Source organism: Tateyamaria algicola, from assembly GCF_047715485.1.
In the GTDB taxonomy this organism is placed as follows: domain Bacteria; phylum Pseudomonadota; class Alphaproteobacteria; order Rhodobacterales; family Rhodobacteraceae; genus Tateyamaria.
The window spans coordinates 606181-619658 of the sequence record NZ_CP180422.1; the positions used below are offsets into that span (position 1 = coordinate 606181).

Below are 13478 nucleotides of genomic sequence, written 5' to 3' on the forward strand. Positions count from 1 at the left end.
ATCAGCGGCCTCCCTTTTCGTCTTGGTACATGCGCCACAGGAAGTAGCTGATGAAGAACAACATGATGCAGAACAGCACGGTCGCGACGGACGAGCCGTAGCCATAACGCTCGCCATATTCCGAGATCGCGACCTCGTACATGTAATGCGACAGCACGTTGGTGGACCCGAACGGGCCCCCTTGCGTCATGATCGCGATCATGTCGAACGACCGCAGGGCCCCGATCACGGTGACCACAACAGCGATGAAGGTTGCGGGCTTGAGCTGGGGCACAACCACGTACCACAGCATCTTCCAGCCCTTCGCCCCATCCAGACGCGCAGCTTCGATTTGGTCGGCAGCGACGTTGTTGAGGCCAGTGAGATAGAGGATCATGCAATAGGCGATCTGCGGCCAGAGCCCTGCGGCGATGATGCCATAGGTCGCCCATTCCGGGCTCGACAGGATGTCAGGTGCGGGGCGCGAGCAGGTGAAAGTGACGTTGCCGAGGATGTTCGTCGTCTCCTCGCAAAAGATCGCCTTCCACACCGTGCCTACAACGCCGAAATCGGGGTTGTAGAACCAGCCAAAGATCAGGCCGACAACGACCTGAGAGATCACGAAAGGAAAGAAGAACATCGACTTGTAAAACCGCATCCCCGTCACCGTCTGGTTCAGGTAGAGCGCGATGAATAGACCCAACGGCACCGCCAGCATGTAAAGGACAAGCCAGGCAATGTTGTTGCGCAGCGAGGTCCAGAAATTCGGATCATCCCACAGCTTGACGTAGTTTTGCAGGCCGACCCATGTCGCCGTGCTTTCGCCATCTGCAGTATAGAGACCGTTCCATTCGTAAAGCGACAGCCACAGCGATTCAAAGATCGGGATGACAACGTAGATCGCAAAAAAGATCAGGGCGGGGATCAGGAATATCCACGGCGCGATGGCCAGCTTGTTGCGCTTGAGCCAACTTGGCTCAGCGGTCGGATGTTGCACGGCATCGGTCATGGGGCGCGCTCCTGTTGTCGGTTTTTTGAGTGTCCCCGCGGGAACAAAAGATCAACCTGATGAAAATGCTGAAGAAAAGCATTTACAAAGGGTTAATGAAGAAAATGGGGTGGGCACGGATGCCCACCCCAAACAGTCGCTTAGTTGTAGACTTCTTCCTGAACCTGATCGAGGCGCTCAAGCACCGCGTCCATTTTCGAGGTGTCCAGCATGAACTCCTGGAAGCCTTCCATGCCCGCCTTGGCCATGGCCGCAGGCGCGTCACGGTCATAGAACTGCGCGAGGCCCGAGGCACCGTTCAGCAGGGCAAAACCTTCCTGGATGAACTTGTCATCCGAGATGTCGGCCTTGGAGTTGATGGGCAGCTGACCGATGGTCTTGTTCCACTGGGTCTGCACATCGGGGCGCGCAACGAAGGCCAGGAATTTCTTGGCGTCTTCGACGTTCTTGGCGTTGGTCGGGATAAAGAACGCATCCGCAGGTGCTTCTTCCGCGCCGGGGATCGAGGGATCGATCGTGGGGAACGGCATGAAGTCGATCTGCTCTTCGGTCAGACCGGCGTTCTTGTAGCCATCAACCGAGAAGTTGCCCATCACGTACATCGCCGCGTCACCGTTGGCGAAGGGCGCGATGGCGTCCTGCCAGGACATCGAGGCGTGGTTGTCGACAAAGCCACACTCGTTGATCAGCGTTTCCCAGTTCTGGAACGTCGCCTTGATGCGGGGATCGGTGTACTTGATCTCACCCGCGGTCAGTGCGTTGTGCACTTCGTACCCGTTGGTGCGCAGGTTCAGGTAGTCGAACACGCCCGCAGCCGTCCACAGGAACTTGGTCCCGATAGTGAAGGGGGTCACGCCGTTGGCCTTCATCTTGCCACAGGCCGCCAGCAGCTCGTCCCAGGTCTGGGGCTCTTCCAGCTCGAGCAGGTCAAAGATGTCTTTGCGGTAGTAGATGCCCCACTGGTAGTAGCTGTAAGGCACACCCCAGATTTTGCCATCACGCGACATGGTGGGCATGATCGCGGCCAGGTCTTCCTTGAAGCCGTTTTCTTCCCACACGTCATCGACGGGCTGGAACAGGCCCGCATCGACAAAAGGTGCCATGCGGTTGCCGGGATACCAGCTGGTCACGTCAGGCGCGTCGGCCGTCAGAAAGTTCCGAATCGCTGTCTTGTGCGCTTCGCGGTCGTTGATGTTGACGATCACGTTGATGTCGGGGTTTTCCGACTTGAACAGCTCTACCGCGTCCTCAAAGCCCTTCTTGGGGCCTGGGTTGAGGTCGTCGAAGTTGATGACCAGATCGCGCGCAAAGGCCGTGCCAGCCATAGCCGACAGGGCAATCGCCGCAACTGCGGTCTTGATATTCAGGAACATGGTTTCCTCCCTTAGTTCCGTTTCTCCCAGCCCGGAGCTTGTCTCATCGCTCCGGAAACAGAAAGTCAGATTTCTTTTGACTTACAGTCTCGCTTCGTGGAAGTTCCACATAGTGAAACCGAATTCCAACTATTGGAACTATGCGGTGGAGCTGACTGCAGGTCAACAGATTCCTGCAGGAAGGTTTGGGAGGACCACATGAACACGGCAGCGCCCCGATCCGGGGACGGAACCATTGGTAAGGCACTGGAGGTGCTGGACCTTGTTGCGGGGCTCGAACGCCCTGTGCGGTTTTCCGAGCTGCTGTCGCTGTCGTCCCATCCCAAGGCCACATTGTACCGTCTTGTGCAGACCCTGACCAACCTTGGCATGCTGCGTTATGACGTGGATCGCCAGACCTACGCACCCGGTTTGCGCCTTGTCAGCCTGGCCCATGCGGCCTGGCGGCAAAGCTCTCTCGCCCCGATTGCCCGCCCCCATATCGACCGGTTGAGTGAGGCGTTGGGCGAAACCGTGCACCTTGCACAGCTGGATGGCGGGCAGGTTCTGTATGTCGACAAACGCAATGCCGCCGACCCGATCGAGATGTTTTCGCAGGCGGGCAAAGTCGGCCCCGGCTATTGCACCGGCGTGGGCAAGGCGATGCTGGCCTTTCTGAGCGACGAGGCGCGCGAAGTCGCCCTCGCCCAGCAGGCCTGGTTTGCGCACACGGCCCACACCCACACGTCGCGCGATTCGCTGTGTGTCGAGTTCGAAGAGATTCGCGCCGAGGGCGTTGCCTATGACCGCGAAGAACACGAACCGGGCATCATTTGCATCGCCGCCCCCATTCTGGGGCCTGCGGGCCGTTCCATCGGGGCGCTGTCCGTCACCACATCCACCGCACGCAAGTCGCTCGCCGATCTGGCCGAACTTGCGCCGCACCTGCAATCCACCGCGCGCGATATCGCGCAGGCTGCTGCCAACTGGCAGTTTCCAAGTCAATAAAGCACCTGAATTTTTAGGGGGAGAACCATGACCGGCGTCACACTTCAAAAAGCGATCAAACGATACGGGGCCACACAGGTGATCCACGGCGTGGACCTGACCATCGAAGACGGCGAATTCTGCGTCTTTGTCGGCCCGTCGGGCTGTGGCAAGTCCACCTTGCTGCGCATGATCGCGGGGCTGGAGGAAACCAGCGACGGTCAGATCAACATCGGCACGCGCGATGTGACCCACATGGACCCGGCCGAGCGTGGCGTGGCCATGGTGTTCCAGACCTACGCCCTGTACCCGCACATGACGGTCAAGGAGAACATGGGCTTTGGCCTGAAGATGAACGGCGTCGACAAGGAAGAGATCAAGCGCAAGGTCGATGGTGCGTCCAAGATCCTGAAGCTGGACGAGTACCTTGATCGCAAGCCTGCCGCCCTGTCCGGTGGCCAGCGCCAGCGCGTCGCCATTGGCCGCTCGATCGTGCGCGGCCCCGAGGTGTTCCTGTTTGACGAACCGCTGTCCAACCTCGATGCCGAGTTGCGCGTCGACATGCGGGTCGAGATCGCCCGCCTGCACAAGGAGTTGGGCACCACGATGATCTACGTGACCCACGACCAGGTCGAGGCGATGACGCTGGCCGACAAGATCGTAGTGCTGCGCGCCGGTCATATCGAACAGGTCGGCAGCCCCATGACCCTCTACCAGGACCCCGACAACAAGTTCGTGGCGGGTTTCATCGGCTCTCCGGCCATGAACTTTGTGGGTGGTGTGGCCGAGGCGGGTGGCGTGCGCGTCCCGGCCCTGTCGGACGCGGTGATCCCAACATCCGTGGCGCTACCTGCCGCCGGGTCTGCCGTGACCGTGGGCATTCGCCCGCAGGACATGGAACTGACGGCCGCGCCTTCACCGATCAAGCTGGACATCCGCGAGCGCCTTGGCGGCGTTGCCTACGACTACCTCAACACGCCAACGGGCGAGCGGCTGGTGGTTGAAAGCAAGGGTGATCTGGCGATGGAGGAAGGCACCGAAGTCAGTGTGACCTTCGATGAACCCCGCACGATGTTCTTTGATGCGACCAACGAGGCGCGTCTGCGCTAAGTTGTTGCCCTGATTGTTCTGGCCCGCCTGTGCGCTGCATGGGCGGGTTTTTTCGTATCTTGCGGCGCGTGTGGAGAAGATTTTTGGTGGTTGTGGGTAGGTTTTGTCAGAGTCCCGCAAATGAAAACTTGGCGGGAGTTTTTTGAGGATAACTGTGAGTTTTTGTTCGCATATAGCAATTGCAGGACCGCGGCTGGGCAGTTCGAGTTGCATATCGGTACTGTGGATAACATGTGGATAAGCTCGTGTGACACATTCAATGACACACGCAACCCATTCAAAGGAAACAGAAATCAGCCTTGATCGCGCAAGTACTGCATAATCGCCGGGCGGACGTTCATATCGCCCCGATGGCGCGCATCGGCAATGACCTTGCGCACTTCTTCCAGATTTGACCGCCTTAACAGGGACTTGACCGGCCCAATGGAGGCTGGACGCATGGACAGGCTGCGCAATCCGATGGCGGCAAGGCACAGCGCCTCGACGGGACGGCCCGCATCCTCTCCGCAAAAGCTGAGGGCGGTGCCGGTATGGTCGCAGCGCTCCACGATCCGTTCGATAAAGCTGAGGAACGAGACGTTAAGCGTGTCGTAGCGCCGGCGTACCCGCTCGTTTTCGCGGTCGGCGGCAAAGAAGAACTGTTTGAGGTCATTGCCGCCAATGGACAGGAACCCGACCTCTTCAAAGAACTTGGTGGGCGCAAAGGCGAGGCTGGGGGTTTCCAGCATGGCGCCGACATCAATGCTTTCTGGCAGGACGTGGCCAAGACGCCGCTCGCGGTCCATGGCCTTGTCCATCTGCGCGCAGGCCTGCGTGTATTCCTCGTATTGCGCGACAAAGGGGAACATGACGGTCAGGGGCCGGCCGTTGGCGGCACGGATCAGGGCCTGCAACTGCATCTGCATGACCCCAGGCTTGTCCAGGCCAACACGGATCGCGCGCCAGCCCAGCGCCGGGTTCGGCTCGTCATTGGGCTTCATGTAGGGCAAGACCTTGTCCGACCCGATGTCGAGAGTGCGGAACACCACCTTCTTGCCGCCCGCCGCATCCAGCACGCGGGCATAAAGCGCTGACAGTTCCGAGCGTTTGGGCATCTGGTTGCGCACAAGGAACTGCAATTCGGTGCGGAACAAGCCCACACCCTCGGCCCCCGAGCCCACAAGGGACGGCAAATCCGCCATCAGACCGGCATTCATATGCAAGGACACTACGGAGCCGCAAAGCGTTTCCGCCGGTTTGTCCCGGATCGAGGCGTAGCGTTCCACCGCTGCCGCCTGCATCGCCATCTTGTCGCGAAAGGCGGTGACGACAGTGTCATCCGGGCGCAAATGCACGATGCCCTGTTCGCCGTCCACCATCACGTGATCGCCATTCAGCGCCTCGAGCGTGGCGCGTTCGGTGTGCACGATCAGGGGAATCGCCAACGCGCGCGCGACAATCGCGGCGTGACTGCCGACCGATCCGGCCTCCAGAATGATCCCCTTGAGGCTGCGGCCATAATCCAGCAACTCGGCCGGGCCGATATTGCGGGCCACAAGGATCGGATCGGCAGGCATGTCGGCGCCGGTATCGGCGCCCTGCCCCGTCAGAATGCGCAACAGCCGGTTGGACAGATCGTCGAGATCCGCAAGCCGTTCACGCAGGTAGTTGTCACTCGCCTGTCCCATCCGGGCCCGCGCCAGCGATTGTTCCTTTTCCACCGCGGCCTCAGCAGACAGGCCGTTGCTGATATCCTCTTGCATCCGCCGCATCCAGCCCTTGGAGTTGGCAAACATCCGGTAGGCCTCGAGCACCTGCGCCTGTTCCTTGTCGACCGAAGCCAGGGCGAGCATCTTGTCGACGCCCACACGCAACTCCTCGACCGCTTCGGTGAGGCGCTCCAACTCGCGGTGCGGATCATCCGCGATGGGGTTGGTCACAACGACACGGGGTTCGTGCAGCCAGATATGGCCCTCTGCCACCCCTTCCTGCGCAACCGTTCCGCGCAGCATCGAGGGTTGGCTGTGGCGCGCGCCCATGGCGCTGCCCTCGCCCACGAAGGCGCCGAGTTCCGTCATCTCGGCCAGCACCATGGCCACGACTTCGAGGGCATAGATTTCGTCCGCGGAAAACTCGCGCGCCTGTTTGGACTGCACGACCAGCACGCCCAGCGCCTCGCCCAGACGCTGGATCGGGACGCCGAGAAAGCTGGAAAACACCTCTTCGCCCGTTTCGGGCATAAAGCGGAAGCCCTTGGCACTGGGAGCGTTGGCAGTATTGAACACCTGTCGGCGCAAGGCCACGCGGCCTACCAGCCCCTCGCCCAGACGCATGCGTGTCTGGTGGACGGCTTCGGGGTTCAGACCCTCGGTCGCGCACAGTTCCAGCGATTCTTCGTCGCGAAACAGGTAGATAGAGCACACTTCCGACCCGATACTGTCGGCAATCAGATGGGTGATCTTGTCCAACCGCGCCTGGCCCGGGTCATCCCCCGCCATGGCGTCGCGCAAGCGCCCCAGCAGCTTGCGGCTTTCGGTTTCAATGCGGTCGGCCATCGCCGTGCGTCCCCCGGGCGTCCTTGCGATGTCATGTTAGATCACAGCACAGTCCAAAGAGAAACGGCAAAGCGCATGACCCCTGGGCAATTTTCCACCTATAGGGGAATTTTCGATGCACAGGCAGGCGAATGCCGATACATGAGCGTACTGTCAGGCCGCCTTGTCCAACTCGAACGCGTCATGCAGAGCCTGCACCGCCAGTTCCATGTATTTGCGATCAATCAGGACCGAGATCTTGATCTCGGAGGTCGTGATGACCTTGATGTTGATGCCCTCGGCGCTCAAGCACTGGAACATCTTGGCCGCGACGCCTGTGTGGCTGCGCATCCCGATGCCCACGACGCTGACCTTGGCCACATCCGTGTCGGCCACCAGTTCGGCAAAGTTGATGATGCCGCCGGTCTTTGCCTCGTCCATCGCCTTTTCCGCGCGCGCCACCTGGTCGGTGGGGCAGGAAAAGGTCATGTCGGTGCGCCCCTCTTCGGAGATATTCTGCACAATCATGTCCACATTCACGCCCGCATCGCTGAGCGCGGAAAAGATCGTGGCGGCAATACCGGGCCTGTCCGCCACGCTGAGCAGCGTCATCTTGGCCTCGTCACGGGAAAAGGCCACACCGGCCACAACATTGCTTTCCATGATATCCTCCTCGTCGCAGACCAGTGTCCCGGCCTCGTCGGATTGTTCCTCGAAACTGCTCAGCACCCGCAGCTTGACCTTGTAGCGCATCGCCAGCTCGACCGACCGGGTTTGCAGCACCTTGGCCCCGAGCGAGGCCAGTTCCAGCATTTCCTCGAATGCGATACGATCCAGTTTGCGCGCCTTGGGGCTGACCCGTGGGTCAGTGGTGTAGACGCCATCGACATCCGTATAGATGTCGCAACGCTCAGCCCCGAATGCGGCAGCAAAGGCCACGGCGGTCGTGTCCGACCCGCCCCGGCCCAGCGTTGTGATCCGCCCTTCGGGGCTGATGCCCTGGAACCCCGCGACCACGGCCACGCGCATGCCTTCGTCGAATTTGGCCGAGATATTGTCGGTCGGAATTTCCTCGATCCGGGCGCTGGAATGGGCCGATGTGGTTTTCAGCGGCACCTGCCAGCCCTGCCAACTGCGCGCGGGCACGTCCATTTCCTGCAGGGTCAGCGCCATCAGACCGGCGGTCACATTCTCGCCGCTCGACACGACCGCGTCGTATTCGCGCGCATCGAACAGGGGGGACGTTTCGTTGACCCAGCCCACCAGTTCGTTGGTCTTGCCCGACATGGCCGACACGATGACGATCACGTCATAGCCCTTGGCCACTTCGACGCCCACACGCTTGGCAGCGCGCCGAATACGGTCGAGCGTGGCGACGGATGTGCCGCCGAATTTCATCACAAGTACAGGCATGGATCGGCCCCGAAAATCGTTCCGCCTGCCCTTATCCCCCTGCTGGCCCGAGTGCAAGCGCGGGGGTCAGTAGGCGTGCGCCTGACCGTCCCAGGTTTCGAAACAGCCCGTTGTGTCCAGTGACAGCGTGTCGAAGCGTTGTACCAGTCCAGCGACGGATTGGTCGACCGTGATCGCGGCTTCGCTGCCGCCCATGTCCGTTTGTACCCAACCGGGGTGATAGATGCCCACCGCCACCTCGCCCGCGAGGTCTGAGGCGAGGTTCCGCCCCAGGTTCAGCACTGCCGCCTTGGACGCGCGGTAGATATAGCTGCCGCCCGGCGCGCGGGTATGGGACGCCATCTGGGACGAGATGATCGCGATTTTTGGCGCCTCCGCGCTGCGCAAATGGGGCAAGAGCGCCTGAATGGTTAGGAACACGCCCGTCACGTTCGCCGCGAAGGTTTGTGCCCAAAGATCAGGGGCATAGCCCGTGTCAAGCGCCGCCCCTTTATCGAGGTAGACACCGGCATTGCACACCAGCAGATCAACAGGCGTCCCCGCAAGCCGTTCGGCCATGGCCGAGTGATCCGCAGGCTGCGTGACATCCAGCGTGACATCCGCCCCGGCAGAGCGCCCTGTGCCGATCACGTTGTGGCCGGCAGCTGAATAATGCGCGGCAAGACCCGCGCCGATGCCGCGTGTGGCACCCGTGATGACAATGTTCATGGGATCAGTTTGCTTTGCGTGTTGGGATAAAGGGCAATGGGGCGACGGGCACCCCGTCTTCGATCAGGGCCTTGGCCTCTTTGGCATTCGCCTCACCCCAGATCGGGCGGTCAGGCACGTCGCCCAGATGCATGTCGCGCGCTTCCTTGGCGAAGTTTCCACCGACATAGGTTGCGTTCTTTTCGACCTCGGCGCGCATCTTGCTCAGCGCGGCTTCCATTTCGGTGGCCGAGGGTGTCCCCGCCTCTGGCACTTGCGCCTCTGCCTCACGCGCTGTCGCGACGCGCGGTGCCATGATGGCCTTTTCGACATTGGGCGAGGCACACGCCGTGCAGGCCAGATGCCCGGCCGCCGCAAGGCCGTCATAGGCCGCAGCCGAGGCGAACCAACTTTCGAAATCGTGCCCGTTGTCACATTTGAGGGTGTATTTGATCATTGCCCGCTTAACATAATCGCGCCCGCGCCAGACGCAATGGCGCGTGTCAGCGCAGGTAACGCGGATCGAAGTCGCGCAGGATACGCGCCAGTTCGGGCTCGTCCACCATGGCGGCGGCCTTCTTGCGGCTGACCCACTTGCGCTTGCGCTGTCCGACTTCGGGGAACTCGGATGCCAGCGTCTTGACCTTGACCGCATAGACCATGGCCACGCAGGACAGATCATCGTCGTCCTCGATCAGCTTGCTATAGGAAAACATCCCCAGCGGGCGCGGATCCGGGCGCCCCAGCACACCGGCCTCTTCCCACGCCTCGATTGCCGCGCTTTGCGCAGGCGTCTTGCCGTCCTGCGGCCAGCCCTTTGGCACGATCCAGCGGCCGGACCTGCGCGACGTCACAAGCAGGACCTGAACCTTGTCATTCTTGATCCTGTAGCACAGCGCGGCAAATTGCGTGCGGACATCCGTTTTATGTGCACCTGAATATGTCAGAGGCAACTGTTTAATGAATGGGGCGGTCACTGCCCTGGCCCTCCGTTATTGGTGCCAACATACGTCATCCGTGCCAAGAAATCCAGAATCCCCGCTGATTTTTGGCACTTATCCACAGGATCGCGCCCCAATGAGCACAGCTGCGCCGTCGCAAAAGCGCATTTGCCCCTTGAGCCATGTGGCCCGTTGCCCAATAGTGCCCGGGTGATGAAAACCTGCAACTGGATCAAGGGCTTGGCGTTGGTTGTGTGGGCGCTGGTCGCAGCGACCGCAACCTATGGTGCGCCGTTGCGCGTCTTTGCCGCCGCCAGCCTGCAGGGTCCGCTGGATGCCGTTGCGGCAGTTTGGGACGAGGACGTCACGATCAGCTATGCAGGCAGCGGCACGATTGCGCGCCAGATCAGCCTTGGCGCACCGGCAGATGTCGTGATTCTGGCCAATGTGGACTGGGCCGATTGGCTGGTGAGCCAAGGCCATGTGGCCGGTCCGGCCACGACCGTGATCTCGAACCGTCTCGTGGTTGTCGCCCCCGCCGGGCAGCCTGTTCTGGCCCGTGCAGATGCCGAAAACCTGTTGGCCCGTCTCGAAGGCGGTCGGCTGGCGATGGGTCAGCACATGTCGGTGCCCGCAGGCATCTATGCGCAACGCTGGTTGGCCGATATCACCGCGTGGGACGCGCTGCGCCCGCATCTGGCGGAAACCGAAAACGTGCGCGCCGCCCTTGCGCTTGTGGCGCGGGGCGAGGCCCCCCTTGGCATCGTCTATGCCTCTGATGCACAGGCCAGTGCGGCAGTCGACGTAGTCTGGGATGTGCCCAGCGCAGCGCATCCTCCCATCCAGTATCCTGGCCTGTCCCTGACACCCGAAGGGGCCGCATTTCTTGAGCACGTCACCACCCAGACAGAGGCGTTCGTGGCCGCCGGATTTGCGGCCCTGCCATGATGCTGGATGCCGCCGGTTGGGACGCCCTGCGCTTGTCGCTGCTGGTTGGCGTGGTGGCCACGCTGCTGGCGCTGCCTCTCGCCACTTGGATCGCCTGGTTGCTGGCGCGGCGCGACTTTGGGGGAAATCAGCGCTCAATGCCGCCGTGCATCTGCCGCTGGTTCTGCCCCCAGTCGTCACCGGCTACCTGCTGCTAATCGCCTTTGGGCGCACCGGGCCTGCGGGTCGGTTTCTTGAACAGGCCTTCGGCCTTGTCCTTGCCTTTCGCTGGACGGGCGCGGTGCTGGCCGCCATCGTCATGGGTTTTCCCCTGATGGTGCGCGCCATCCGCCTTGCCATCGAGGCGGTGGACCCCAAGATCGAAGAGGCCGCGCGCACGCTCGGCGCGCCCGGCCATGCCGTGTTTCGCACCGTCACCCTGCCCCTGATCCTGCCCGGCATCCTTGCGGGCGGTGTCATGGGCTTTGCCAAGGCCATCGGCGAATTCGGGGCCACCATCACCTTTGTCGCCAACATTCCCGGCGAAACCCAAACCCTGCCTTCGGCCATCTATGCGCTGTTGCAGGTGCCGGGGGGCGAGGATGCGGCGATCACGCTGGTCCTTTGGGCCTGTGTGCTGGCCCTTGGTGCTGTGGTGCTGTCAGAGTGGCTGGCACGGCGCGTTGCGCGCAGGATCGCGGGCACATGACGCTGTCGGTTTCCCTCACCCACCGCTTTGGTGCGCTCACCCTCGATGTCGCGTTCGAGGCCGGGCCGGGTGTCACCGCCCTGTTCGGGCGTTCGGGCGCGGGCAAGACCACGGTTGTGAACGCCGTTGCCGGGCTGTTGCGCCCGGACAGGGCGCAGATTTCACTGGATGGCACCGTTTTCAACGACGCCACGACTTGCCTGCCCCCACACAAGCGCCGCGTCGGCTATGTGTTTCAGGACGCGCGCCTGTTCCCGCATCTGAGCGTGGCGCAAAACCTCGACTATGCGGCTCGGTTCGGCGCGCGGCCCCAGGGGCGCGCCCGTGTGATCGAGATGCTGGGCATCGGCGCGCTGCTGGAGCGCCGCCCTGCCACCCTGTCGGGCGGGGAGCGCCAACGCGTCGCCCTGGGGCGCGCGCTGCTGGCCGATCCGCTGCTGCTGTTGATGGATGAACCTCTGGCCGCCCTCGACGGGCCACGCAAGGCCGAGATCCTGCCCTATCTCGACCGGCTGAAATCCGATGCGGGTGTGCCGATCCTTTATGTCAGCCACGCGGTGGACGAGGTGGCGCGGCTGGCCGATCACATGGTGCTGTTGGCCGATGGGCGGGTGGCGCGCGCCGGGCCGCTGTTTGACGTAATGGCCGACCCTGCCGCCGTGCCCCTGCTGGGCGTGCGCGAGGCGGGGGCTGTGCTGCGTGCACGGGTGATGCACCACGGCGATGATGGGCTGAGCACTTTGGCTGTGGGCACCGGCACGCTGCAACTTCTTGGCGTGCACGCCCCTGTCGGGGCAGAGGTGCGGCTGCGCGTGCTGGCGCAGGATGTGCTGTTGTCGCGCGAAGAGCCGCGAGGGCTGAGCGCGCAGAACATTCTGCCCGTGCGCATCACCGCGATCCGTTCGGGCGATGGGCCGGGGGCCATGATTGCTATGGATGCGGGTGGGGACACGCTGCTTGCGCGTGTGACGGCGCGGGCGGTGACGTCGCTGGGGCTGGAGGTCGGGCAGCACGTTCATGCCATTATCAAGGCCACGTCCGTGTCCCAGATCGCCATCTCGGGCGGCACTACTTCAGCGCCAGCACCTGCGCCCTGAGGCGGGCGACCATGTGATCATGCGGCGCGTCGGTCTCGACCGCGAGGCGGCGCAGTCCGAAATGCACATGGGCAATGTCGGTGTAGTAACTGGTATAGGCATAGTTCGTGGCCGCACCCGCAACGGCACCCAGCACCGGCACGGTCTGGGCGGCCAGTTTCTGGCCCAACACAACGGCCAGACGAGGTGCCACGCGGGTGATCACGGCCTGCATCGCCGCCCCGCTGAGCGCCATGCGCGCGGACAGGAATGCGATGTCGGACCCGTCGTCATGTTCCAGCGGTCCGGCGGCGGCAAAGACCTGCACACAGTCAAAGCGCACCGACTCCGCGCCGGGGTCAAAGCCATGTTCGACCGCAACCCCCTCGATCACGCGCAACAGCAGGGTCGTGGTCACGGGCAGTTCGGCCAGGGCGGTGGGCAAACCGCCAAAGCCACCTGCCGCACCCATGGCGGTGGTCACGGCACTGTTCAGCCACTCGGCCTGATCGGGGACAACCCGGCGCGACGTGGTGGCGGCCTGCATGGCCTGGGTGAGGGCCGCGCTGGTTGCGGCGTTTAGCTGGTCGCGCACAGGTTCGGGCAAACGCTCAAGCAGGCCATCGGCCCCGGTGCCAAGCGTGTTAAGCACCTGGATCCCCAGCCCCCCTGCGGCCTTGTAGCGGCGCGCAAGGCGCTCCAGCTCGACTTCGGGATCGACGGGCGGCGGGGCAAGGATCAGCTCTGTCATGAGGAATAGATTGGGGGCGAAGGC

12 protein-coding genes and 1 pseudogene are annotated in these 13478 nt (G+C 62.5%); 5 read left to right on the forward strand and 8 right to left on the reverse strand.

The features are described 5' to 3' along the window. Window position 1 precedes the first annotated feature (1 nt). Both ACMHLQ_RS05425 and ACMHLQ_RS05430 read right to left on the reverse strand, forming a co-directional pair. Window positions 2–988, reverse strand: coding sequence for a carbohydrate ABC transporter permease (locus ACMHLQ_RS05425; RefSeq protein WP_415403778.1), 987 nt, complete (start codon window positions 986–988; stop codon window positions 2–4). 140 nt (window positions 989–1128) lie between these two features. Beyond that, window positions 1129–2361 (reverse strand): ABC transporter substrate-binding protein, encoded by a 1233-nt coding sequence (locus tag ACMHLQ_RS05430; protein WP_415403779.1) that lies wholly within the window; start codon window positions 2359–2361, stop codon window positions 1129–1131. A 198-nt stretch (window positions 2362–2559) separates the two neighbouring features. Between ACMHLQ_RS05430 and ACMHLQ_RS05435 the strand changes: the two genes are divergently transcribed. After that, the gene (locus tag ACMHLQ_RS05435; protein ID WP_415403780.1) at window positions 2560–3348 is read left to right on the forward strand and encodes an IclR family transcriptional regulator; all 789 of its coding nucleotides are present in this window, start codon (window positions 2560–2562) and stop codon (window positions 3346–3348) included. A gap of 27 nt (window positions 3349–3375) precedes the next feature. Next, the gene (locus ACMHLQ_RS05440; protein ID WP_415403781.1) at window positions 3376–4437 is read left to right on the forward strand and encodes an ABC transporter ATP-binding protein; all 1062 of its coding nucleotides are present in this window, start codon (window positions 3376–3378) and stop codon (window positions 4435–4437) included. Window positions 4438–4730: 293 nt separating this feature from the next. Here the strand turns inward: ACMHLQ_RS05440 and ptsP are convergent, their stop codons facing one another. The 5 genes from ptsP to ACMHLQ_RS05465 all read right to left on the reverse strand — a co-directional run bounded on the left by ptsP (window position 4731) and on the right by ACMHLQ_RS05465 (window position 10012). Next, window positions 4731–6971, reverse strand: coding sequence for a phosphoenolpyruvate--protein phosphotransferase (ptsP, locus tag ACMHLQ_RS05445; protein WP_415403782.1), 2241 nt, complete (start codon window positions 6969–6971; stop codon window positions 4731–4733). A gap of 153 nt (window positions 6972–7124) precedes the next feature. After that, window positions 7125–8363, reverse strand: coding sequence for an aspartate kinase (locus ACMHLQ_RS05450; protein WP_415403783.1), 1239 nt, complete (start codon window positions 8361–8363; stop codon window positions 7125–7127). 66 nt (window positions 8364–8429) lie between these two features. After that, window positions 8430–9071, reverse strand: a complete 642-nt coding sequence (locus ACMHLQ_RS05455) for an SDR family NAD(P)-dependent oxidoreductase (RefSeq protein WP_415403784.1) — start codon at window positions 9069–9071, stop codon at window positions 8430–8432. Between the two features lie 4 nt (window positions 9072–9075). Further along, window positions 9076–9507 (reverse strand): DUF1178 family protein, encoded by a 432-nt coding sequence (locus ACMHLQ_RS05460; RefSeq protein WP_415403785.1) that lies wholly within the window; start codon window positions 9505–9507, stop codon window positions 9076–9078. A 46-nt stretch (window positions 9508–9553) separates the two neighbouring features. Continuing rightward, on the reverse strand, window positions 9554–10012 hold the full coding sequence (locus tag ACMHLQ_RS05465) for an NUDIX hydrolase (RefSeq protein ID WP_415405231.1): 459 nt from the start codon (window positions 10010–10012) through the stop codon (window positions 9554–9556). Window positions 10013–10204: 192 nt separating this feature from the next. Between ACMHLQ_RS05465 and modA the strand changes: the two genes are divergently transcribed. From modA to modC, 3 genes and pseudogenes are all read left to right on the forward strand, one after another. Further along, window positions 10205–10939 carry a molybdate ABC transporter substrate-binding protein gene (modA, locus tag ACMHLQ_RS05470; RefSeq protein ID WP_415403786.1) on the forward strand — a complete coding sequence of 245 codons (735 nt, stop codon included), beginning with the start codon at window positions 10205–10207 and terminating at the stop codon, window positions 10937–10939. After that, window positions 10936–11627, forward strand: a pseudogene (gene modB / locus ACMHLQ_RS05475) (molybdate ABC transporter permease subunit). Before modA ends, modB begins: the two are co-directional and overlap by 4 nt. Then, the gene (gene modC, locus ACMHLQ_RS05480) at window positions 11624–12724 is read left to right on the forward strand and encodes a molybdenum ABC transporter ATP-binding protein (protein ID WP_415403787.1); all 1101 of its coding nucleotides are present in this window, start codon (window positions 11624–11626) and stop codon (window positions 12722–12724) included. The pseudogene modB and the gene modC overlap by 4 nt, the downstream one beginning before the upstream one ends. Here modC and ACMHLQ_RS05485 read toward each other — a convergent pair. Then, a complete protein-coding gene (locus tag ACMHLQ_RS05485; protein ID WP_415403788.1) occupies window positions 12696–13454 on the reverse strand; it encodes an EcsC family protein in 759 nt (252 codons plus the stop codon). The genes modC and ACMHLQ_RS05485 overlap by 29 nt on opposite strands. Window positions 13455–13478 lie beyond the last annotated feature (24 nt).

What these genes read in the sequence shown, in the direction of transcription:
- ACMHLQ_RS05425 (WP_415403778.1), bottom strand. Translation starts at nt 988, where the DNA reads ATGACCGATGCCGTGCAACATCCGACCGCTGAGCCAAGTTGGCTCAAG.
- ptsP (WP_415403782.1), bottom strand. Translation starts at nt 6,971, where the DNA reads ATGGCCGACCGCATTGAAACCGAAAGCCGCAAGCTGCTGGGGCGCTTG.
- ACMHLQ_RS05440 (WP_415403781.1), top strand. Translation starts at nt 3,376, where the DNA reads ATGACCGGCGTCACACTTCAAAAAGCGATCAAACGATACGGGGCCACA.
- ACMHLQ_RS05430 (WP_415403779.1), bottom strand. Translation starts at nt 2,361, where the DNA reads ATGTTCCTGAATATCAAGACCGCAGTTGCGGCGATTGCCCTGTCGGCT.
- ACMHLQ_RS05455 (WP_415403784.1), bottom strand. Translation starts at nt 9,071, where the DNA reads ATGAACATTGTCATCACGGGTGCCACACGCGGCATCGGCGCGGGTCTT.
- ACMHLQ_RS05485 (WP_415403788.1), bottom strand. Translation starts at nt 13,454, where the DNA reads ATGACAGAGCTGATCCTTGCCCCGCCGCCCGTCGATCCCGAAGTCGAG.
- modC (WP_415403787.1), top strand. Translation starts at nt 11,624, where the DNA reads ATGACGCTGTCGGTTTCCCTCACCCACCGCTTTGGTGCGCTCACCCTC.
- ACMHLQ_RS05435 (WP_415403780.1), top strand. Translation starts at nt 2,560, where the DNA reads ATGAACACGGCAGCGCCCCGATCCGGGGACGGAACCATTGGTAAGGCA.
- ACMHLQ_RS05460 (WP_415403785.1), bottom strand. Translation starts at nt 9,507, where the DNA reads ATGATCAAATACACCCTCAAATGTGACAACGGGCACGATTTCGAAAGT.
- ACMHLQ_RS05450 (WP_415403783.1), bottom strand. Translation starts at nt 8,363, where the DNA reads ATGCCTGTACTTGTGATGAAATTCGGCGGCACATCCGTCGCCACGCTC.
- modA (WP_415403786.1), top strand. Translation starts at nt 10,205, where the DNA reads ATGAAAACCTGCAACTGGATCAAGGGCTTGGCGTTGGTTGTGTGGGCG.